Origin of the sequence: Epilithonimonas hungarica (assembly GCF_900102265.1) — a bacterium.
In the GTDB taxonomy this organism is placed as follows: Bacteria; Bacteroidota; Bacteroidia; order Flavobacteriales; family Weeksellaceae; genus Epilithonimonas; species Epilithonimonas hungarica.
The window spans coordinates 18,664-39,024 of record NZ_FNBH01000001.1; the positions used below are offsets into that span (position 1 = coordinate 18,664).

The following is a 20,361-nucleotide window of genomic DNA, read 5'->3' on the forward strand; positions in this document are numbered from 1 at the left end:
ATGTTAAAAAGATTATTTGAATCTATTGGAGAATATTTTTTGCTGCTGGGAAAGGCTATAAGCAAACCACAGAAAAGAAATGTCTATATGAAACTTCTCGTAAGGGAATTTTATGATCTGGGGGTTAACTCTTTTGGATTGGTATTGTTTACCTCTTTTTTTGTAGGGGCGGTCGTAGCCATTCAAATGTTTAATAATTTTGATGCATCATCATTCCCTATCCCTAATAGTTTTGTCGGCTATGCTACAAAAACAGTTTTGATTCTGGAGTTTTCTCCCACCATCATCTCTGTTATCCTTGCAGGTAAAGTAGGTTCTTATATTGCATCTAGCATTGGTACAATGCGTGTTACAGAACAAATTGATGCATTAGATATTATGGGGGTCAACTCTCCAAATTTCTTGATCTTACCAAAAATAGTGGCCAGCGTAGTTTTCAATCCGATATTAATTGCCATAAGTATTGTTATAGGGATCTGGGGAGGTTATATAGCGGGTGTAGCGACAGGAAACTGGACAACAGCCGATTACATCACTGGAATCCAAATGTACATGCCCTCTTATTTTATTTGGTATGCTTTTTTGAAGACGGCGGTTTTTGCATTTCTAATTGCAACTATTCCTGCCTATTTTGGATATAATGTAAAAGGAGGATCTTTGGAGGTAGGTCGTGCCAGTACGCAGGCTGTAGTTTGGACAATGATCTCTGTGATCATAATGAATTTATTATTAACCCAAATGTTCCTAAGCTAATGATAGAAGTTAAAGAATTGAGAAAAAGCTTTGAAGAGGTTGAAGTTCTGAAAGGTATCAATACATCATTTGATACAGGGAAGGTCAATCTGATCATTGGACAGAGTGGATCAGGGAAGACAGTTTTTTTAAAATCTCTTCTGAATGTCTATGAACCCTCAAGCGGAAGTATTTTGTTTGATGGACGCGATATTATGAAGATGTCCCCGGAAGAAAAGCAGACTCTTCGCTCAGAGATCGGTACGGTTTTCCAGGGAAGTGCACTTTTCGATTCTATGACCGTAGAAGAGAATATCAGCTTTCCTTTGGATATGTTCACTAATCTTAGTTTTCGCGAGAAAAAAAGAAAAGTTCTGGAAGTGATCGGTAGAGTGAACCTTCAGAATGCTAATAAAAAATATCCTTCTGAGATATCCGGAGGAATGCAGAAAAGGGTTGCTATTGCAAGAGCAATTGTAAATAATCCCAAATATCTCTTTTGTGATGAGCCCAATTCGGGATTAGACCCATACACTTCGAATGTAATAGACGATCTTCTTCTGGAGATCACCAAAGAATATAATACGACAACGATCATCAATACACACGATATGAACTCTGTGATGACAATTGGTGAAAAGATCCTTTATCTGAGACTGGGGATCAAAGAATGGGAAGGAGACAAAGACATATTGGCAACCGCAAAGAATAAACATCTGATAGATTTCGTTTATTCCTCAGAACTGTTTAAGCAGTTACGCGATTTTATGCTAGAAAATAATCAAACAAGTTTAATTAATGATAAACCCGAAGACAATGAGATCGAAGATTCACGAATTCCAAAACAAAAATAAAATTAAAATGAGTAAAAAACTAATTAGTACACTAGCCGTATTTTTAGGAATAATGGCTTATTCGCAAATTACAGTAGGACTGAGGGCCAATGCGCTTTTCAATACTTCCTCAGCAAGCTGGGATAATTTTAAAGGAACTGTAAACGGCGAGAAGGAAAACACCGGTTTCAATGCGGGTCTTGCTTTTAAAATTGGGTCACCTGTTGGCGGTTGGTTTGTAATGCCAGAAATTTATTACACTTCTATTAAAAATGAAGCAACTGCTAATGTTAATGGAGCCTCTGTAAACATCGAAGCCAAAAGTAACAGAATTGATGTTCCTGTAATGGTAGGACATAATTTCCTATTGGGGAAACTCGCTGCATTTGCAGGTCCTGTTGCATCTTATAACCTTACAACGGATAATACCTTCCAAGATTTTAAGGAAAATGCAACCAAAGAATTTACAGTAGGTTACCAGTTTGGAGCGCAGGCTACTTTATCTAAATTTGTAGTTAATGCAAGATTTGAAGGTGCGTTTTCTAAAGATTCGAGAAAATTCATCAGCACTGTAGCTGGAGATAATACTGAAATCAGATACGATAACAGACCAAGTATGTTCATCCTAGGTATTGGTTATAATTTTAACTAATTCTGCTTTGACCCATAAAATAAGAAGGCTGGAAATTAACTTTCCAGCCTTCTTCATATATAGACCTTAAAAATTTACAAAGTCAATTCTTGTGAGAGATTGATTTTGTTATACAAATGTATAAGCTATACTTCAATTTTCTTTTAACATAATAAATAAAAAACAGAACAATATTAATATGTTTTGCTTATTTTTGCTTAAAATTAATATTAACTGGAATGAAAGTCATTCTTGAACATATTTCGCCAGACGAAAATAGCTCTTTCCGAGTATTACACATCAAGGATATTCCCATCTCAGAACTTAACTGGCAATACCATTATCATCCTGAAATTGAGATTGTTTGTGTGTTGAAGGGCAAAGGGACAAGACACGTAGGTTACCATAAAAGCCATTTCGAAGATGGGGCTTTAGCATTGATCGGTTCCAATATTCCCCACTCTGGATTAGGCCTTAATGCGACCGATCCTCATGAAGAGATCGTGATTCAGTTTCGGGAAGAGATTTTATCATTGCCAGAAGGTGAACCTGATAGTAGCTTGATAAAAAAGCTCTTGGAAATGTCAAGATATGGAGTTCTGTTTTCTTCTGATGTTAAAAAGAAGATCATTCCGAAACTGGAATTGATTACCCAAGCAGGTGGTTATACAAGATATCTTTTGTTACTTGATCTTCTTTTTGAGTTGTCAAAAACAGAAGATTTTGAATTAATGAATACTGAAATAATGCCATATACCATTGTTTCAAGAAACAGAACAAGATTGGAAGCTGTTTTCACCTATGTGGAAAATGGGTATCAGAATGAAGTGGATATACAACAAGCGGCGGAACTTGCCAACCTTACTAAACCCGCTTTCTGCAATTTTTTCAAAAAGGCAACATCACTAACTTTTGTTGAGTTTGTCAACAGATATAGAATCGACAAAGCTTGCATATTGTTGTCGCAAGAAAAAAGCATAGCAGAAAGCTGCTATGCTACAGGTTTTAATAATATTACTTATTTCAATAAGATATTTAAGAAATATACCAAGACTACACCCGGTCAGTTCATAAGAAGTCTTTAACTATATATTTCCACTGTTTAGATTATTATCTAACTGTTGTTTTTCCAATTCAGCTTTTTCTTTTTGTAAAAGTTTGAATTCTTGTCGAATCTTGGCTTCCTTTACGGCATTTCCTTTACTGACATAGCCTACAAGGCCTCCAATAATCAATCCGATCCCTATTCCGGAAAGGGCGCCATAAACGACTCTTAGGTCAATGGCCATATCATTCAGATAAAAGAGCAATGCTCCAAGCCCTAATAATACCAGCCCAATTACAACTAAACTTTTCATCATTTTAAATTTTTGTTAGTTTAAAATTAAGCAAAAATTTATAGCTTTCCGCCGGCTTTCTTATAATATTCGAGAGCTTTTGGCATTTCTGCATTCAGGTCGGCGATTCTGTTCTCTGGATTTGGGTGGGTAGATAAGAATTCCGGAGTTTTGCTGCCTGATGATGAAGCTTGCATTCTTTGCCAGAAAGATGTTGAACTTCTAGGGTCATAACCTGCTATCGACATCAATATTAATCCCATCTTATCAGCTTCAGACTCTTGTTTTCTTCCATAGGCCAAAAGTCCGACTTGCGCACCTACAGGATAAACTTTTTCAAAAACACCAGCCCATTGGCTGTTGGACATCGATCCACTAAGGATACTTCCTCCATATTGGGCAATCATGGCCTGAGAGATTCTTTCATTTCCGTGTCCTGCCAAAGCGTGTGACACCTCATGACCCATTACTACAGCGACACCGTTATCATCTTTACAAACAGGCATTATTCCCGTATAGAAAGCCACCTTTCCGCCAGGCATACACCAGGCATTCAGTTGCGCATCTTGAATCAGATTGAACTCCCAACTGTAATTTGCAAGATCAGCTTCTCTACCGATACTTTTATAATAGGTATAGGCCGCATTTTTAATCCTCGCACCCACATTTTTCACTCTATTGGCATCTGCTGTTCCGGTAATGACCTTAGAACTAGATAAGGTGGTTTTGTATTCTGATGCGGCAGCTGTTGCTATCTCAGAATTATTTGCGATCTGGATAGAAGATCTGCCCGTGATCGGATTGGTAACACAAGCAGTGAGACCCAATACAAACAAAGCATAAAAAGAAATTTTTAAAATTTTCATCGTTTTTTTTTAATATGAATGTGTTTTACAAGTTTTATTCCAAAAGTTATTCTTTATTGAGGAAAGCGTCCCAGCCTTGTGCAGTCAATGGGATCAATTGATTAGAACCTCTTGCGACAAGGAAATTACCTTGCCCATCTTCTGTTGCATGGCCAATAATTGTAAAATCCGGATGATTCCTGATCTTATCGAAGTCCTCAGGAGAGATTGTGAACAACAACTCATAATCTTCGCCTCCGTTAAGTGCTGCCATTGCAGGGTTAAGGTTCAATTCATCGGCCGTATGGATCGTGGTCTCATCCATTGGCAATTTCTCTTCATAGACATTGAAACTGACTTTCGATCGATCGGAAAGATGTAAAACTTCCGAAGCCAATCCATCAGAAATATCGATCATAGAAGTTGGTAAGATATCCAGTTCTTCTAATTTTTTCTTGATGTCGGTTCTTGCCTCAGGTTTTAATTGTCTTTCGAGGATATAATCATAGCCTTCCATTTCAGGCTGCATATTCGGATTTGCCAAATATACAGAATGTTCTCTCTCCAAGATCTGAAGACCAAGATAAGCACCTCCAAGGTCTCCGGTCACAACAAGAAGATCGTTTGGTTTTGCGCCACTTCTTTTAACAATTTTTTCTTCATTTTCAAGTCCGATAGCTGTAACGCTTATCACTAGTCCGGCATTTGAACTCGTTGTATCTCCGCCAATTAAGTCAACTTTGTATCTGTTGCAAGCCAATGCAATTCCTTCATAGATCTCTTCCAAAGCTTCCACAGGAAAACGATTGGAAACAGCAACAGAAACTAAAATCTGAGTCGGAGTAGCATTCATCGCAGCAATATCGCTGAGGTTGACAACAACTGCTTTGTAACCCAAATGTTTTAACGGAACATAACCCAAATTGAAATGGACACCTTCTGCCAGCATATCCGTTGATACTACAATTTTTTGATTTTCAGGATCAATAATGGCCGCATCGTCTCCGATTGAAAGTTTTGTAGAGCTCTGAACGATTGGGAAGTTCTCTGTCAAATGTTTTATCAATCCAAATTCTCCAAGCTTGGAAATGGGCGTTAATTGTTGTGATTTATCTTCGAGCATAATTAGTTAATGATGAATTATAGGTGGTTAATGATAAACTAAATATCATTGATTTGAAAATTTATTTAAAATTCTCTAAAAGAGATGTATCAATATTTTCTGGACGGAAAGGCAATGTCTTCAAGAATTCTCTGGAGATGGTCTGCACATTTTCAGATTTGAACTCATTCATGACCAAAATAATGTCTTCGGGCGGCGTTGTTGTTTTTCTCAGCATCATATCGATCCAAACGCCAGTTGCTTCGGCTGTTGCACAGTGTGTTCCGTCTGGCAAATAAAACTTGTGAACGAATTGATAGATCATCCCGTCCTCTGACATCGCTGCGACCTCCAACCCTACAAAAACCGTCTGATCGGCATAGATCTCTTTGAAGAACGAATACCTCTCGTGCAACATTACAGGACCAACGCCCCAACGATTAAGCTGCGTCAAGCCGATTTTATTTTTATTAAGGAAAGCCATTCTCGTTTGCGAGCAATAGTCAACATAAGTAGAGTTTCCAAGATGACGGTTGGCATCTATATCGCTCCATCTTACTTCGAATTTATGGTAATAAACAGACATTCTTTTCGATTTTAATATTCTTCAAAAATAACCATTTGAGGTGGATATTAAAAATGTAATTTTGTGCATCGAATACAAAACGACATATTGGTTTTATAGAAATTGTAATTAATGTCAAAGAAGAAAAGAGTAATCATTATTGGAGGAGGGGCTGCCGGTTTTTTCACAGCTGCCAATCTTGACGAGAAAAAATTCTATGTCACAATTCTCGAACAAAATTCGGATGTTTTACAAAAGGTTAAGATCTCCGGAGGCGGACGTTGCAATGTGACCCATGCTTGTTTTGACCCAAGAGAGCTGGTCGGTTTTTACCCGAGAGGGAATCGAGAGCTGCTGAGTGTGTTTACCAAATTTCAGCCTGGTGATACAATGGATTGGTTTGAATCCAGAAACGTTCCCTTGAAAATTGAAAAGGATAACAGGATCTTCCCAACGACAGATTCTTCTCAAAGTATAATGAACGCTTTGATCAATGAGGTAAGAAATAAAGGTTTTGAGATCAAGAATCAAGTTTCTGTTTCTGAGATCATCAAAGATGAAGATCTTTATTTCATTAAAACAAAATCGGAAAGCTACACAGCTGAGGTTGTCGTTTATACAACTGGTAGTTCTCCAAAATCGTTGAGGATTATTGAAAATCTTGGGCACAACATCATAGAACCTGTTCCGTCTCTTTTTACATTTAACATCAAAGACGACCTTTTAAAAGATCTTCCGGGAACAAGTTTCGACAATGCTGAGATCAAAATCCCGAGCCTTAAAACTGAGGAATCCGGCCCTCTTTTGATAACGCATTGGGGTCTTTCCGGTCCTGCCGTTCTAAAACTTTCTGCTTGGGAAGCAAGAACTCTTGCCAAACTGAAATATAAATTTGATATTGAGGTCAATTTTATTTCAAAGTCGATTTCTGAGGCAGAAGAAATACTGAAAAACTTTAAGAATGATAATCCTAAAAAATCTGTTGGCCAGTCCAAAATATATGATATAACGAACCGTTTCTGGAATAAGGTTCTTGAGGTTAACAAAATAAACCCTGAAAAGCAAATGGCAAATCTTTCAAAAAAGGAAATGGATCAGATCTTTGAGTATATTTGTCAAAAAAGATTTTCGGTTATCGAAAAATCAACTTTTAAAGATGAGTTTGTGACAGCAGGAGGCGTGGACCTGAAAGAAATTAATTTTAAAAATATGTCGTCAAAGATCCTTCCAGATTTTTATATTGCCGGCGAAGTTCTTGATATAGATGCTGTTACCGGAGGTTTTAACTTCCAGGCATGTTGGAGCGAAGCTTGGTTGATTGCTCAACATATTAATATTAGATGATGAAATATTTTATTAAATTTGAACCCATATTTATTTATTTTATAACATAATGAAATTTCCTAAAACAATTTTTTTGGTTTTATCAATTCTTATTACAATGATCTCTTGCCAGACCAGAGTTGTAACACCTAATAAGCCCATGTATGACAATACTTTAGAGCTTTATAAAAAATATACGATTCAGACCAAAGATGCCAAATCTCAAAAACTTGAGATCATAAAAGTAGATGCGACGAAGATCTATGGTAAGAACAAAGCTGGAGAGATGGTAGAAATCGAACGAAGCGAAGTAAGAGACATCAAGAAACCGGATGTTATCTTATCTGTTTTAATTGGTCTTGCAGCTGTTGCGGCTGTTATTTTTATTCCAATTTAATTTTTGTAATGAGGTATAAAATCAGACATCCTGCGAAATAGCAAAGAATATCCAGCCAACTGAAAGAGTTACCAAGGACGATCATCATGATCCGATTATCTTTGAAGCCCATCAATTCTCCGAAGTGAAAATACTGGGCAAACTCGATCATACAGGAAAAAATAAAAATTCCGATGATCAGTTTTGTTGAATTAAAGCCAAAAAAGGCTTTGATGAAATAGTATATCAACATTACAACAAAAACGTCGCCAAGATATGCTCTTACAAAAAACAGATCTTTGAGTTTTGTTGCAATCAGAATTTCTACAAGAAAAATGAAAACGGCGATGATAAGGTTTTTGTAGTCGAATTTAAAATTAATTTTCACGGAATTGTTTTTATAAGTCATAACAAAAAACCGAGGTAATTATTACCTCGGTTTTTTTATTTCTTTACTTTGATCGTACAGCCAATCGCGACTGTTTTCTCGGTCTTGACAGGTTCATTTTTCAAAAGCTGGTTCACAGCATCTTGAACATAATAATCAGAAACGTCATTTGGATTTTCATAATTGTTATCGATCGTTCCAATGTATTTCACAATATTTTTTCCGTTCTCTTTTTTCAAAATATAAACATGTGGCGTTTTTGTAGCACCGTAGATCGGATAGATTTTCTGACCTTCATCCACCAAATAAGGAAACGTGAATCCTTTTTCCTTTGCTCGGGTCTGCATCTCCGCAAAGCTGTCCTGTGGCTGAACTGCCGGGTCGTTTGGATTGATGGCAATCACAGGATAACCTTTGTCTTTGTACATTTTATCAAGCGCAATGATCCTGTCTTCATATTTCTTGGCGTATGGACAATGATTACAAGTGAAAATCACAATAAAACCTTTTGCAGATTTATAATCGCTTAAGGAAACCATTTTTCCGTCCACGTTTTTCAGTTTAAAATCTGTGGCTTCATCGCCAATCTTGTAACCAGAATCATAAACTTTTGTGAAACTCAGTAACCCCAAAATCAAGATTAAACCAAACGAAAACCATTTTATTTTTTTCATAATATTAATATTTTATGGATTGTAATATTTAGTAATTGCAGACTCTAATTCTTCCAAAGATATTTCGCCATTGTTGAAGAACACTTTTTTCCCATTTTTATAGAAAAAAGTTACCGGGATCTCGCCTTCCCAATTGTCCTGGAATTTCGGAATCCAAGTGTTCATTCTTTTATTATCATCCAGAATCACAACTTCAGCGTTCAGATTTTTATTTTTGATGAAGTTGATGACCTTTGCCTTATCTCTCGCCATGTCCAAGGAAACCAAAAGCATTTTGAAATTAAGATTCTTAGAATATTTGTTGTTAACCTCGATGAAATGTGGTAATTCTTTAACACAAGGCGCACAGGTCGTTGCCCAGAAATTAACAACAAGAAACTTATCTTTTTCCTGATTGATGCGTTTTTCCAAATCTTCATATTTGATCAAAGAAACATCAGTTTGAATCTGAGCATTCATCACAAAAGGGAAAATTAATATGAGAATTTTTACTAAAGTCTTCATACTCAAAGGTAATAAAAGAATTTAATTAAGAAAAAATTGTTTCGGTTTGATTTTTGACCATTAATTATCAACCAAATCTTATGATTATGAAAAAGCTATTATTCATCGGAATATTGTCATCATCAATTATCAGTTGTGTTCCGGATAAAGACAAACGTGAACAACGGAAAGACGACCATAGCGCAGAACATATGAGAAATAAAGGTGTAGATTCTGCAGCACTTTCAACGGACAAAAAAGTGGATACGGTAGGCGTAAAATAATATTACTTCCCAATCATCTTTTTGATTGCATTGAGCTTCATCAACGCTTCAATAGGTGTCAACGTATTGATGTCGATTTTAGTCAATTCTTCACGGATGTTTTCCAGTACAGGGTCATCCAATTGAAAGAATGAAAGCTGAAGATTTTCTTCGGTCACTCGTTTTATTTTCTCTCCGGAATCCTGAGTTGTTCTGTTGGACTCCAACGTTTTGAGAATTTCATTCGCACGATTGACCACTTTGGAAGGCATTCCTGCCAACTTCGCCACGTGAATACCAAAACTATGCTCACTTCCGCCGGAAATCAATTTTCTGAGGAAAATAATATTGCCTTTCGCTTCTTGGATTGAAACATGAAAATTTTTGATTCTCTCGAAGTTGACTGACATTTCGTTCAGTTCGTGGTAATGGGTTGCAAACAAAGTTTTTGGCTGGGTCGGATGCTGATGAAGATATTCAGCAATGGCCCACGCAATGGAAACACCGTCGTAAGTGGAAGTTCCACGCCCGATTTCGTCTAGCAAAATCAAACTTCTGTCTGAGATATTATTAAGGATATTCGCCGCTTCATTCATTTCTACCATAAAAGTCGATTCACCGGCAGACAAATTATCCGTCGCACCAACTCTTGTGAAAATTTTATCCAATGTTCCAATCTCAGCGTGTTTCGCAGGAACAAAACTTCCGATCTGGGCCAGTAGAGAAATAATCGCAGTTTGTCTCAGAATTGCGGACTTTCCGGCCATATTCGGTCCGGTAACCATTATGATCTGCTGAGAATCCCTGTCCAGAAAAACATCATTCGGGATATAAGATTCGCCAAGTGGAAGCGATTTTTCAATGATTGGATGTCGTCCTTCCTGGATATCAATCGAGAAAGAATCATTCAGAATCGGTTTGGTGTAATTATCTTCAACAGACAATTCTGATAATCCGGCGGCACAATCCAATTCGCCAATCAGTTTCGAGTTTTCCTGCAATTGGTCGATGTAGATCAGAACATTTTCGCAGACATTTCGGTAAAGTTCCAATTCCAGCTTTCCGATCTTTTCTTCAGCGCCTAGGATTTGGCTTTCGTATTCCTTAAGTTCTTCGGTAATGTATCGTTCGGCATTGACCAAAGTCTGTTTCCGAATCCAGTCTTCCGGAACTTTATCTTTATGGGTGTTTCTGACCTCGATATAATAACCGAAAACACCATTGAAGTCAATTTTCAAACTTGTGATTCCAGTTCTTTCGATTTCACGTTGGCACATTTCGTCCAGGAAACCACGGCCTTTGCTTTGAAGATTTCTCAAATGGTCGAGTTCTTCCGAAATTCCTTCCTTGATAACGTTCCCTTTATTAATATTCACAGGAAGTTCGTCATTCAAATGGCCATTGATCAGATGGATTAATTCTTCCAAGTTGATAAAAGGGTCAATCCAGGCCAGAACATCCGGAAAATTCAGAAGTTTTTTTCTTATTTCATTAATGTTAATGATACTTTGACGGAGATAACCTAATTCTTTCGGTGAAATCTTTTCGGCGGCCAATTTTCCTATTAATCTATCCAGATCAGAAATGCCTTTCAGCAAATCCTTGATGTCATATTTTAAAGAATCTTCTTTATTCAGAAATTCAATCAGATTCAGTCTTCGGTTGATATCACCAATATTTTTTAAAGGTAAGATCAGACGTCTTCTCAACAATCTTCCGCCCATTGGCGTGCAGGTTTTGTCAATAATATCGAGAAGCGATTTCCCCTGATGATTGGCAGAATAAACGATTTCAAGATTCCTTAGTGTGAAGTTGTCCATCATCAGATAATCATCCTGAGGAATCACTTGGATTCTTGTAATATGTTGTAAAAGTGAATGATGTGTGTCTTCAACCAAATAAGCGAAAATCGCTCCAGCAGCAGTGATTCCCAGTTTATGTTCCTCTATTCCAAAGCCTTTCAGAGATTGTGTCTTAAAATGCGAAGTCAGTTTTTCGTAAGCATAAGGATATTTGAACGCCCAATCCTCCAGCTTGAAAACATTTTTATTTTTCAACTGATTTGGAATCTCCAGAGTTCTCTGATAAATGATCTCGTTCGGGTCGAAGGTGTGAACAATGTGAAGTAATTTCTCCAAATTTCCCTCGCTCACAAGAAATTCACCTGTTGAAACATCCACAAGCGCCATTCCATACTTTTCTTTTTCTTTATGAAGAGAAAGCAGGAAATTATTCTTCTTAGAAGTCAGAACCTGGTCATTAAAAGTAACTCCTGGAGTCACCAATTCCGTAACACCACGTTTTACAATGCCTTTTACCGATTTTGGGTCTTCCAATTGGTCACATATGGCAACACGCATTCCCGCTCTTACCAATTTTGGAAGATAAGAATCCACCGAATGATGCGGAAATCCGGCCAGTTCAATATGACCTTCGCCATTGGCTCTTTTGGTCAGAACGATTCCAAGGATCTGCGAAGTCTTTATCGCATCCTGTCCAAAAGTTTCGTAGAAATCGCCCACGCGGAACAGCAATAATGCATCAGGATATTTTCCTTTGATGGTATTGTATTGCGTCATTAACGGAGTTTCTTTCTTTGCCAATTTCCTGATTTTAGAAGCGCTAAAATACGAAATTAATATGCAGAAAAGAGAAGGATATTTTGCGGAAATTTATTTTTTATTCAACTTTTCCAAAGCTTTGGAACTTTTTCTGTAGGCCCATTCTTCTTTATATTTTACCCATTTTGCCTTGAAGATTTTTCGCATCAGCTTATCCGTGTATCGCATAATGAAAACGTGATAAAGCATACTCAGAAACTTTGAAGGACGATTAGGCAACGCCCTGATAGATAAGGAAAAACCTGGTTCCAGGTAACGGTTGTAATGCCAGAAAGCACCAGGAATAAACAAAGCGTCGCCGTGTTCCATCAGGATTTCTGTTCCTGCGGCATATTTCAAAGCAGGATATTTTTCGTAGTCCGGATTGTCGTAATCAATATCTTCTATCGTATGGACAGACAAGGGAACTTTGTAAAGCAATTCGTTTTGAGTCTGGTCAAAAAGTAAAATCCTTTTCTTTCCTCCAAAATGAATATGGAAAAAATCCCCCAGATCAACGTCGTAATGCATCAGAACATGCGCTTCACTTCCTCCGAAAAATAGGGTGGGAAGCCGTTTGAAAAACTTCATTCCCAAATCTGGATAAGTGAAGTCTTCTAATAATTCTGGTAATTTGTCAGTGATGATGTAAAAAAAGATCCTAAGGTCAGAAGGTTTATTTTTTATGGTATCGATATAATCCTTCATTTTCATCTCCGTTGCTGGCGTATCAGAACTTTTGTTGGCATCGGCGGGCTTGTTGTCATATATTGGAACAATTTGTTCGCCCGCTTTTTCCCGGATGTAATCAAGATTCCATTTCTCATAAGCCCCCCATTGCTTTGCGAAACCTTTTATCAAAAGCGGTTTGTGGGGTTTGAAATATTTCTTTTGAAAGTCTTCTTTATCAATGTGTTCTACAACGTCAACAGGATTCAGGATCATATTAATTGTTTTGATTCAATAAAAATAATAAAAATGAATTCTAATAAAATGTTCTTTTTAAAAATTAATAAAAATCAAAATTCTAAATGCTGTTTAAAATAAAACCCCAAATGTTGAGATCATCAGCCTTAAAAGTGACATGAGAACACTCAAATTCCGAAAATCCTTATATTTTCAATCCCAATTGAACTGAAAATATTTTTATTTTAAGTGACTAAAAAATAGGTTTCATTAAAAGAAAATCAAAAATTATACGTTTAATTCTTAAATTTGGCTAATGAAAAAACATCTTTACCTCCTTATATTATCATTTTCTCTGATAAGCTGTTATACCTATAGGGTTAAATCAGAAAATGAAACAACAGCAAAAAATACGCAGCAAATACGTACAAAACAAATGGATGAACCTGTTGCAACAAAAGCTATTGCAAATGTTCAGGCAAATGTATCTGCGATTGAACCGGGTAGCACGAAAAAAAATAGAACTACAATAGATAAGGCTCCTAGATCGATGAGCATTCAGGAAAAGTTGGAGATCAATAAATACTTTAAAATAGAAGTTGGAGGTAAGCCGTATAAGATCCAGGTTGATAAATGGGAAAGTGATACTTTAGTTGCCCACGTTATCCATAAGCCAAAAAAGATCCTCAAATTCCATAAGAACCAGATTGACCAGTCAACGATAGCAGAAAGACGTTTCTCCCAGCCAGTGGCTGATATCATTACTGTTGTGGCTTATGCCGGCGTTGGTATTGGAATTTGGGCATTGGTACGATAATAATGAAAGTTTTTTAAATTAAAATCTGCCATATATCATAAAGCCGCAATTTCATGCGGCTTATTTTTTGATGATCAGCAGGAGTTTGAACGTTTGTTTAATTTCAAATCGAAATTATTCATAATATCTTTCAAAAAATTATTTATAGTTAATCCAAATAACCTCATATTTGTATTATAAACTGTAACCCAAAATAACATCCCAAATAAAAGTTTGATTAAAATCTATAGATATCCAAATGAAGGTTGAACAAATATATACAGGCTGTCTTGCGCAAGGAGCATATTACATTGTTTCTGAAAATGAAGCGGCGATCATTGACCCGCTAAGAGAAGTGAAACCTTATCTTGAACGTTTGGAGAAAGATAAAGTCAAACTCAAATATATTTTTGAGACGCATTTTCATGCCGATTTTGTTTCGGGACATTTGGATCTATCTAAAAAAACCAATGCTCCAATTGTTTTCGGACCAACGGCGAAACCAGAATTTGATGCAATTATTGCAGAAGATAATCAGGTTTTCAAGATAGGAAAAATCAAAATTAAAGTTCTTCATACGCCAGGACATACTTTGGAAAGTTCGACTTTTCTTCTGATAGATGAAGATGGAAAAGAAACGGCTATTTTCTCTGGTGATACCTTATTTTTAGGTGATGTTGGAAGACCTGATTTGGCTCAAAAAGCTGGCGAAATCGATGAAAAAGATTTGGCTGGAATGCTTTATGAGAGTCTTCAAACCAAGATTTTACCTTTAGATGATTCTATCACGGTTTATCCTGCTCATGGTGCTGGCTCTGCTTGCGGAAAGAATATGCAGAAGGAAACTGTTGACACTTTGGGAAATCAAAAAAGAACCAATTATGCTCTGAATCAACCAGATAAAGAATCTTTTATTAATGAAGTTCTTGACGGATTAACTGCACCACCAAAATATTTTGGGATGAATGTCGCAATGAACAAAGGCGGTTACGAAAGTTTTGACCAAGTTCTGAAAAAAGGAAATAATCCTTTGTCTGTTGAAGATTTTGAAACTTTAGCAGAAGAAACCGGAGCTTTGATTCTGGACACAAGAAGTGCATCTGTTTTTCATAAAGGTTTTGTTCCGAATTCTATCAATATCGGAATCAAAGGTGATTTTGCGCCTTGGGTTGGAGCGATGATTGTGGATGTTCAACAGCCTATTCTTTTGGTTTCTGACGAAGGAACAGAAGAGGAAGTGATAACGAGATTGAGCAGAGTTGGATTTGATAATGTTTTAGGATTTTTGGACGGAAGCTTCGACGCTTGGAAAAATTCCGGAAAAGAAACCGACGAAATCAGAAGAATCTCAGCGGAAGAATTTGCTAATGAATTTTCTGAAAATGTGAAAGTTATCGATGTTAGAAAAGAAACGGAATATGAAGCAGAACATATCAACGAAGCTTACAGCAAACCTTTGGCTTACATCAATGACTGGGTTAATTCGTTAGATAATGCCGAGCATTTTTATATTCATTGTGCTGGAGGTTACAGAAGTATGATTGCGGCAAGTATATTGCAGTCAAGAGGTTATAGGAATTTCACTGAGGTTGATGGCGGATTCAATGCGATTAAGAAAACAGAGAAGTTTCCTTTGAGCAATTTTGTCTGCCAAAGTAAAACTTTGTAGAAACAAATTTATTTCGCGTTTTGTCATTCTGAATGCAACAAAGTGGAATGAAGAATCTATGTCGCAGAATAGAGATTCTTCACTTCGCTCAGAATGACAAAATTGTAGATTTTATCAAATACAACTTATAACATCTTTTCTTATGTCACAAAAATTTCAAGAACTAATTCAATCTGAACGTCCGGTTCTGATTGATTTTTTTGCCACTTGGTGTCAACCTTGCAAAGTGCAGTCTTCTGTTTTGAATTCTGTAAAAGAACAAGTTGGAGAAAAAGCAAGAATCGTAAAAATTGATGTTGACCAATTTCCGTCTATTGCATCAGAAAATGGTGTTCGTGGAGTCCCAACTTTAGCGATTTTCAAAAAGGGAGAACTGCTTTGGAAAGAAAGTGGAGTCCACGATGTTAATTCGCTGGTGGGGTTGCTGGAGCAATATTCTAGTTAAAAATAAAAGACATAAAGTTTGTCATTCCTTAGGGAATCTCAAACAAATGCAAATTCAACAGTTTAGATTCCTACGGAATGACAAATATTGTGAAATAATTATTTGTTATAAATTATCCCAAATTCATCTCTTTCATTCAAAAAAGGAAATCTGTTTCTAAATTCCTTTAATTCATCCAAATTCCATTCGGTTATGATGAGGTTATGTTTTCGTTCGAAGATTTCTTTTCCGTCAGGGAAATAGACTAATGAACTTTCTTCATATTTAAGATTATAGCCGTCTGTTCCAATTCGATTTAATCCAAATAGAAAAGCTTGATTTTCAATCGAACGTGCTTTTAAAAGAGCTTTCCAAGCTTCAACTCTGGATTTAGGCCAATTAGCAACATAAAAAACTGCATCATAGTCATTCTTATTTCTAGAAAAAACTGGAAAACGCAAATCAAAACAAACCTGCAGAAGAATTTTAAACCCTTTATAATCAATAATTTTTCGCTCTGTTCCAGCGGTGTAGATTTTATCTTCTCCGGAATAAGAAAACAAATGTCTTTTGTCGTAATATTCAAAACTTCCATCGGGAAAAACAAAGTAAAATCGGTTATAGAATTTCCCATTTTCTTCCACGGAAACACTTCCTGCAACTGCCGAATTTTTGCTTTTAGCAAAGGATTTCATCCAGGTTAGGGATTCCTCATTCCTGTCCGCAACTTCTTCGGCTTCCATGCAAAATCCTGTAGAAAACATCTCAGGAAGTAGAAACAAATCTGCTTCAGTTGAAGCGAATTGTTCTTCAATTTGTTTGAAATTCTGTTCTTTATTTTTCCAAGAAATATCGAGGTTGAGACCTGCAATTTTAAGTGTTGACATACTTCGAAAGTTTAATGCAATTTATCATTTTAAAAATCTTAATCATAATAAAGTCTTAATAAAAATCGTTCAAAAAATAAGCAATTGCGTTAAAGTTTACTAAAAAATCGTTAAAAAATAATTTTGTAATCTATTGAAAATGATTTATATATAATTTTGACCCACTAAAATAAAAACCTAATATTATTAATTAATGAAGAAATTCCCATTATTGTTATGCTTAGTTTATTTAATAACCACTTCGTTTTATCCTGCGAGTTCTGAGAACCATTCTTACTCCAAAACGATGATAAAAGAAATCAAACTAAGTCCAAAAAAGAATTTCTCACCACAAAACCCAGCAGAAGAAATCTATAAAGAACTGCAGTTCACCGATGAAACATTGAATTTTGAAGTCTTTGAAAAAGCTTATTTAGGATTCCAAAATTTGAAAAGTTCCGGAAAACTGGAACCGTCAGCAAAATTGCTTTCGGTTTGTGATTTTAGTTTATCTTCCAACAGGAAGCGCCTTTGGGTCATAGATTTGGGTGAGAAAAAAGTGTTATTCAATACATTAGTTGCACACGGGAAAGGGACAGGCGAGGAGTTCGCTACCAATTTTTCCAACACAGAAGATTCGCATCAGTCGAGTATGGGCTTTTACGTTACAGAGCAGACCTATAACGGTGACAACGGCTATTCTTTGCGATTGTTCGGGATGGATAGAGGTTATAACGATGCGGCTCTTGAAAGATGTATCGTGATGCACGGTGCAAAATATGTGAGCGAAGATTTCATCAAATCTGAAAAGAGATTAGGAAGAAGCTGGGGGTGTCCGGCGGTTCCGACTAGTTTGGCAAAACCAATCATCAATACGATAAAAAACAGAACGTGTCTGTTTATTTATTTCCCGGACCAGAATTATCTGGCAAGTTCTCAATGGTTGAAAAATGCTGAAAAAACCGATTCGATCCTTGATACTCCAAAACAGAATATGGCAACGAATTAAAAAGTAAACTCTCGTTGATTGTGCAGATTTAGCCGATTATTATCAATCTGCAAGATTATAAAAATAAAAAACCCTTCAGAATTTCTGAAGGGTTTTTGTTTTATGGGTTTTTCACTAATAGTCTGAAACCTTCTCCGTGAACGTTGATGATTTCCAAACCTTCGTCATCTTTCAGAAGTTTTCTCAGTTTTGCGATGTAAACGTCCATACTTCTCGCTGTGAAATAATTCTCTTTTTTCCAGATTTTTCTTAATGCCAAATCTCTCGGCATAAAGTCGTTTCTGTGGATGCAAAGCAATTTCAGAAGTTCGTTTTCTTTTGGAGAAAGCTTGTATTCGTTTTCGCCAACTCTTAGTTGTCTTAACATAGAATCGAAGAAGATATTACTGATTTTGAACTGCTCTTGGTCTTCATTTTCCAAAACAGCACTTCTTTGTAGAATTGCTTTGATCTTGTAAAGAAGTAGCTCAGTATCAAAAGGTTTTGTGATATAATCATCCGCTCCCAATTGATAGCCTTTCAGGATATCCTCACGCATATTTCTTGCAGTCAAGAAAATGATGGGAGTGTTTTTATCAATTTTCTTCACATCTTCTGCCAAAGAAAATCCATCTTTTTTCGGCATCATTACATCGAAAATGCAGATATCGAATTCCTTTTCCGTAAACTCTTTCAGTCCTATTTCTCCATCGGTTGCTAATGTCACCTCGAAGTTGTTGATTGTCAAATAATCCTTAAGAACTGCGCCAAAACTCTGGTCGTCTTCTACTAATAATATTCTGTTGCTCATAGCTTTTTGATTTAATAATTAAAATTGAAGAAATCTTGATTCTTCGTTTTAGTAATATTTTGATTGGTTGTTTAAAACTTGATTTCGATTTTTTCCTTTACGTTTTAGTTCTGCTTCATTCAAATCAATTAGTTGTTTATATTATAGGAAGTTTTATGGTGAATGTGCTTCCTTTTCCTTTGTGAGAATCTACGTGGATTTGACCTTTGTGGTTTTCAATAATCTTTTTCACGTAAGACAATCCAAGTCCTTGTCCTTTTACATTATGGACATTTCCGGTTTCTTCCCGGAAGAATTTTTCAAATATTTTGGTTCTGTTGGTTGATTCCATTCCCATTCCTTTGTCGGAAATTTCTATCACGTACCAGTTTCCTTCATTTCTCGTGCTAACTTTTATTTCAGGTGTTTCAGGAGAATATTTGTTAGCATTATCAAGAAGATTGATCAAAGCATTCGAAATATGAAACTCATCAATCAGGAAATTGTATTTCGTAGCATTAAAATCTGTGATTAAAGTTCCTTGTCTCTGGTCAACAATCAATCGGAAAGATTCGGCAACGCTTTTTATCAATTCTCGAACGTTGGTTTCTTTCAGATGAAGAGGCATTTCGTTTCTTTCCAGTTTTGACATATTCAGGACTGTTTCCACTTGCTTTTTCATCCTCAGGTTTTCCTGTTTTATGAGTCCTGAATAGTATTTGACTTTATCAGGGTCAGTTGCGATTTTATCATTAGCCAAAGAATCCGTTGCAACAGAAATCGTCGCCAAGGGTGTCTTGAACTCATGAGACATATTGTTGATGAAATCAGTCTTGACTTCAGCAATCTTTTTCTGTCTCATCATATAATTGATAGAGATAATATAAATCCCCAAAATCGTTAATAGCGAAATAAAAGTTCCCAACAACATCGGCAAATTATGCTTTACCAAAGAGTAATCTTTTCTAGGAAAAACAATTGCAAGTGTGTAGAGCGTTCTGTCTTTGCTGTCTGTGAAAAGCGGATAAGTGTAATTCGTTTTATCTTTTTGGTCTAGGTAAATATTGTTTGCAACCGTCGTCAACTGATTGGTTTTGTTGATAACGCCGTAACCAAATTTTGTGTCAATTCCTTTGAGTCTCAATTCTTTTGAAATAACGGAATCAATGGTTTTGCTGTCAACACGTTTTTCTATCGGAAGATTGGTTGCACTTAGACGCGCAAATTCCTTCATCTGATAAGAATTGTTGTCAAGGTCTCGGCTGATGTTAGTTGTCAGTGGCTCGGGATTGTTTCTTTTCAGTTTTAACTGACCTTCGTCTTTGTAAAGCTTTGTGGTGTACAAAGTATCGCCTTTGGCCGAAACCGGAATATTCTGTTTTTCAACAATACTCGTCTGGAAAAGAATATTCGAACGATTTGCAGAATCAGAACTTTGCTGGATATAAGTTTTAGTTGGTTGATTTTTAGAAGCTAAAACCTCTTTTCCAACATTGTTATATGTTTCATTCCAATATTTGTTGACCTCGATTTGATTTACTTTCTGAGTTGAAGTTTCTAATGCAGAATAAACCTTATTAGAAAAATCCTGCTCAAGCGAAGTATATAATTCTTTAATCCAATATAACTGCAAAGAGACGAAAACCACCAAGGAAATTGTCATAAATACAGATATAATAGGAATAAACTTGTTATTCATATGTTTTTTTAAGTTTGAAAAGTTAAAATTACTCTTTTTAAGAATATCTCAACAATAATAACGGGCTGTAA

23 protein-coding genes are annotated in these 20,361 nt (G+C 36.2%); 11 read left to right on the forward strand and 12 right to left on the reverse strand.

The window, feature by feature from the left end:
- The 4 genes from BLT30_RS00125 (at window position 1) to BLT30_RS00140 (ending at window position 3,281) form a co-directional block, all read left to right on the forward strand.
- Window positions 1–753, forward strand: coding sequence for an MlaE family ABC transporter permease (locus tag BLT30_RS00125; RefSeq protein WP_089870355.1), 753 nt, complete (start codon window positions 1–3; stop codon window positions 751–753).
- Window positions 753–1,586: an ABC transporter ATP-binding protein gene (locus BLT30_RS00130; RefSeq protein WP_089870357.1), complete on the forward strand. Its 834-nt coding sequence runs from the start codon at window positions 753–755 to the stop codon at window positions 1,584–1,586. Before BLT30_RS00125 ends, BLT30_RS00130 begins: the two co-directional genes overlap by 1 nt.
- Before the next feature lie 7 nt (window positions 1,587–1,593).
- On the forward strand, window positions 1,594–2,217 hold the full coding sequence (locus BLT30_RS00135; protein WP_221405565.1) for an outer membrane beta-barrel protein: 624 nt from the start codon (window positions 1,594–1,596) through the stop codon (window positions 2,215–2,217).
- A 218-nt stretch (window positions 2,218–2,435) separates the two neighbouring features.
- A complete protein-coding gene (locus tag BLT30_RS00140; protein WP_089870361.1) occupies window positions 2,436–3,281 on the forward strand; it encodes an AraC family transcriptional regulator in 846 nt (281 codons plus the stop codon).
- Here BLT30_RS00140 and BLT30_RS00145 read toward each other — a convergent pair whose 3' ends face one another.
- The 4 genes from BLT30_RS00145 to BLT30_RS00160 all read right to left on the reverse strand — a co-directional run bounded on the left by BLT30_RS00145 (window position 3,282) and on the right by BLT30_RS00160 (window position 6,066).
- A complete protein-coding gene (locus BLT30_RS00145; RefSeq protein ID WP_245707079.1) occupies window positions 3,282–3,557 on the reverse strand; it encodes a hypothetical protein in 276 nt (91 codons plus the stop codon). It abuts the gene before it with no gap.
- A gap of 35 nt (window positions 3,558–3,592) precedes the next feature.
- Complete coding sequence (locus BLT30_RS00150; protein ID WP_089870363.1) at window positions 3,593–4,399, reverse strand: M48 family metallopeptidase; 807 nt, start codon at window positions 4,397–4,399, stop codon at window positions 3,593–3,595.
- A gap of 46 nt (window positions 4,400–4,445) precedes the next feature.
- On the reverse strand, window positions 4,446–5,501 hold the full coding sequence (gene thiL, locus BLT30_RS00155) for a thiamine-phosphate kinase (protein WP_089870365.1): 1,056 nt from the start codon (window positions 5,499–5,501) through the stop codon (window positions 4,446–4,448).
- Between the two features lie 61 nt (window positions 5,502–5,562).
- Window positions 5,563–6,066: an acyl-CoA thioesterase gene (locus tag BLT30_RS00160; protein WP_089870367.1), complete on the reverse strand. Its 504-nt coding sequence runs from the start codon at window positions 6,064–6,066 to the stop codon at window positions 5,563–5,565.
- 111 nt (window positions 6,067–6,177) lie between these two features.
- On the opposite strand from BLT30_RS00160, the gene BLT30_RS00165 reads away from it, so the two are divergent.
- Window positions 6,178–7,389: a BaiN/RdsA family NAD(P)/FAD-dependent oxidoreductase gene (locus tag BLT30_RS00165; protein WP_089870369.1), complete on the forward strand. Its 1,212-nt coding sequence runs from the start codon at window positions 6,178–6,180 to the stop codon at window positions 7,387–7,389.
- 49 nt (window positions 7,390–7,438) lie between these two features.
- Window positions 7,439–7,765, forward strand: a complete 327-nt coding sequence (locus BLT30_RS00170) for a bacteriophage spanin2 family protein (protein WP_089870371.1) — start codon at window positions 7,439–7,441, stop codon at window positions 7,763–7,765.
- Here BLT30_RS00170 and BLT30_RS00175 read toward each other — a convergent pair.
- Genes BLT30_RS00175 through BLT30_RS00185 form a run of 3 tightly spaced genes read right to left on the reverse strand, consistent with a single transcriptional unit; the run spans window position 7,752 to window position 9,310 of the window.
- Window positions 7,752–8,132, reverse strand: coding sequence for a ribosomal maturation YjgA family protein (locus BLT30_RS00175; RefSeq protein ID WP_245707080.1), 381 nt, complete (start codon window positions 8,130–8,132; stop codon window positions 7,752–7,754). The genes BLT30_RS00170 and BLT30_RS00175 overlap by 14 nt on opposite strands.
- Window positions 8,133–8,188: 56 nt before the next feature.
- Window positions 8,189–8,806, reverse strand: a complete 618-nt coding sequence (locus BLT30_RS00180; protein ID WP_089870375.1) for a thioredoxin family protein — start codon at window positions 8,804–8,806, stop codon at window positions 8,189–8,191.
- 12 nt (window positions 8,807–8,818) lie between these two features.
- Window positions 8,819–9,310 carry a TlpA family protein disulfide reductase gene (locus tag BLT30_RS00185; protein ID WP_089870377.1) on the reverse strand — a complete coding sequence of 164 codons (492 nt, stop codon included), beginning with the start codon at window positions 9,308–9,310 and terminating at the stop codon, window positions 8,819–8,821.
- 86 nt (window positions 9,311–9,396) lie between these two features.
- Here BLT30_RS00185 and BLT30_RS18130 point away from each other — a divergent pair, with 86 nt between their 5' ends.
- Window positions 9,397–9,573 (forward strand): hypothetical protein, encoded by a 177-nt coding sequence (locus BLT30_RS18130; RefSeq protein ID WP_175487108.1) that lies wholly within the window; start codon window positions 9,397–9,399, stop codon window positions 9,571–9,573.
- Between the two features lie 2 nt (window positions 9,574–9,575).
- Here BLT30_RS18130 and mutS read toward each other — a convergent pair whose 3' ends face one another.
- On the reverse strand, window positions 9,576–12,131 hold the full coding sequence (gene mutS, locus BLT30_RS00190; protein WP_089870378.1) for a DNA mismatch repair protein MutS: 2,556 nt from the start codon (window positions 12,129–12,131) through the stop codon (window positions 9,576–9,578).
- A 93-nt stretch (window positions 12,132–12,224) separates the two neighbouring features.
- Window positions 12,225–13,097, reverse strand: a complete 873-nt coding sequence (locus tag BLT30_RS00195) for a cupin-like domain-containing protein (protein WP_089870380.1) — start codon at window positions 13,095–13,097, stop codon at window positions 12,225–12,227.
- A gap of 277 nt (window positions 13,098–13,374) precedes the next feature.
- Between BLT30_RS00195 and BLT30_RS00200 the strand changes: the two genes are divergently transcribed.
- From BLT30_RS00200 to BLT30_RS00210, 3 genes are all read left to right on the forward strand, one after another.
- The gene (locus BLT30_RS00200; protein ID WP_089870382.1) at window positions 13,375–13,875 is read left to right on the forward strand and encodes a hypothetical protein; all 501 of its coding nucleotides are present in this window, start codon (window positions 13,375–13,377) and stop codon (window positions 13,873–13,875) included.
- 238 nt (window positions 13,876–14,113) lie between these two features.
- Window positions 14,114–15,523 carry an MBL fold metallo-hydrolase gene (locus tag BLT30_RS00205; RefSeq protein ID WP_089870384.1) on the forward strand — a complete coding sequence of 470 codons (1,410 nt, stop codon included), beginning with the start codon at window positions 14,114–14,116 and terminating at the stop codon, window positions 15,521–15,523.
- 142 nt (window positions 15,524–15,665) lie between these two features.
- On the forward strand, window positions 15,666–15,968 hold the full coding sequence (locus BLT30_RS00210) for a thioredoxin family protein (RefSeq protein ID WP_089870386.1): 303 nt from the start codon (window positions 15,666–15,668) through the stop codon (window positions 15,966–15,968).
- A gap of 98 nt (window positions 15,969–16,066) precedes the next feature.
- On the opposite strand, the gene BLT30_RS00215 is transcribed toward BLT30_RS00210, so the two are convergent.
- Window positions 16,067–16,834: an amidohydrolase gene (locus tag BLT30_RS00215; protein WP_089870388.1), complete on the reverse strand. Its 768-nt coding sequence runs from the start codon at window positions 16,832–16,834 to the stop codon at window positions 16,067–16,069.
- Between the two features lie 193 nt (window positions 16,835–17,027).
- On the opposite strand from BLT30_RS00215, the gene BLT30_RS00220 reads away from it, so the two are divergent.
- A complete protein-coding gene (locus BLT30_RS00220; protein ID WP_089870390.1) occupies window positions 17,028–17,822 on the forward strand; it encodes a murein L,D-transpeptidase catalytic domain family protein in 795 nt (264 codons plus the stop codon).
- Between the two features lie 100 nt (window positions 17,823–17,922).
- Here the strand turns inward: BLT30_RS00220 and BLT30_RS00225 are convergent, their stop codons facing one another.
- Both BLT30_RS00225 and BLT30_RS00230 read right to left on the reverse strand, forming a co-directional pair.
- Window positions 17,923–18,612, reverse strand: coding sequence for a response regulator transcription factor (locus BLT30_RS00225; protein ID WP_089870393.1), 690 nt, complete (start codon window positions 18,610–18,612; stop codon window positions 17,923–17,925).
- Window positions 18,613–18,748: 136 nt separating this feature from the next.
- A complete protein-coding gene (locus BLT30_RS00230; RefSeq protein WP_089870395.1) occupies window positions 18,749–20,290 on the reverse strand; it encodes a sensor histidine kinase in 1,542 nt (513 codons plus the stop codon).
- Between the last annotated feature and the right edge of the window lie 71 nt (window positions 20,291–20,361).

Excerpts from the sequence above, each read along its gene's own strand:
- BLT30_RS00125 (WP_089870355.1), top strand. The coding sequence starts at position 1 with ATGTTAAAAAGATTATTTGAATCTATTGGAGAATATTTTTTGCTGCTG.
- BLT30_RS00130 (WP_089870357.1), top strand. The coding sequence starts at position 753 with ATGATAGAAGTTAAAGAATTGAGAAAAAGCTTTGAAGAGGTTGAAGTT.
- BLT30_RS00135 (WP_221405565.1), top strand. The coding sequence starts at position 1,594 with ATGAGTAAAAAACTAATTAGTACACTAGCCGTATTTTTAGGAATAATG.
- BLT30_RS00140 (WP_089870361.1), top strand. The coding sequence starts at position 2,436 with ATGAAAGTCATTCTTGAACATATTTCGCCAGACGAAAATAGCTCTTTC.
- BLT30_RS00145 (WP_245707079.1), bottom strand. The coding sequence starts at position 3,557 with ATGATGAAAAGTTTAGTTGTAATTGGGCTGGTATTATTAGGGCTTGGA.
- BLT30_RS00150 (WP_089870363.1), bottom strand. The coding sequence starts at position 4,399 with ATGAAAATTTTAAAAATTTCTTTTTATGCTTTGTTTGTATTGGGTCTC.
- thiL (WP_089870365.1), bottom strand. The coding sequence starts at position 5,501 with ATGCTCGAAGATAAATCACAACAATTAACGCCCATTTCCAAGCTTGGA.
- BLT30_RS00160 (WP_089870367.1), bottom strand. The coding sequence starts at position 6,066 with ATGTCTGTTTATTACCATAAATTCGAAGTAAGATGGAGCGATATAGAT.
- BLT30_RS00165 (WP_089870369.1), top strand. The coding sequence starts at position 6,178 with ATGTCAAAGAAGAAAAGAGTAATCATTATTGGAGGAGGGGCTGCCGGT.
- BLT30_RS00170 (WP_089870371.1), top strand. The coding sequence starts at position 7,439 with ATGAAATTTCCTAAAACAATTTTTTTGGTTTTATCAATTCTTATTACA.
- BLT30_RS00180 (WP_089870375.1), bottom strand. The coding sequence starts at position 8,806 with ATGAAAAAAATAAAATGGTTTTCGTTTGGTTTAATCTTGATTTTGGGG.
- BLT30_RS00185 (WP_089870377.1), bottom strand. The coding sequence starts at position 9,310 with ATGAAGACTTTAGTAAAAATTCTCATATTAATTTTCCCTTTTGTGATG.
- BLT30_RS18130 (WP_175487108.1), top strand. The coding sequence starts at position 9,397 with ATGAAAAAGCTATTATTCATCGGAATATTGTCATCATCAATTATCAGT.
- mutS (WP_089870378.1), bottom strand. The coding sequence starts at position 12,131 with ATGACGCAATACAATACCATCAAAGGAAAATATCCTGATGCATTATTG.
- BLT30_RS00195 (WP_089870380.1), bottom strand. The coding sequence starts at position 13,097 with ATGATCCTGAATCCTGTTGACGTTGTAGAACACATTGATAAAGAAGAC.
- BLT30_RS00200 (WP_089870382.1), top strand. The coding sequence starts at position 13,375 with ATGAAAAAACATCTTTACCTCCTTATATTATCATTTTCTCTGATAAGC.
- BLT30_RS00205 (WP_089870384.1), top strand. The coding sequence starts at position 14,114 with ATGAAGGTTGAACAAATATATACAGGCTGTCTTGCGCAAGGAGCATAT.
- BLT30_RS00210 (WP_089870386.1), top strand. The coding sequence starts at position 15,666 with ATGTCACAAAAATTTCAAGAACTAATTCAATCTGAACGTCCGGTTCTG.
- BLT30_RS00215 (WP_089870388.1), bottom strand. The coding sequence starts at position 16,834 with ATGTCAACACTTAAAATTGCAGGTCTCAACCTCGATATTTCTTGGAAA.
- BLT30_RS00220 (WP_089870390.1), top strand. The coding sequence starts at position 17,028 with ATGAAGAAATTCCCATTATTGTTATGCTTAGTTTATTTAATAACCACT.
- BLT30_RS00225 (WP_089870393.1), bottom strand. The coding sequence starts at position 18,612 with ATGAGCAACAGAATATTATTAGTAGAAGACGACCAGAGTTTTGGCGCA.
- BLT30_RS00230 (WP_089870395.1), bottom strand. The coding sequence starts at position 20,290 with ATGAATAACAAGTTTATTCCTATTATATCTGTATTTATGACAATTTCC.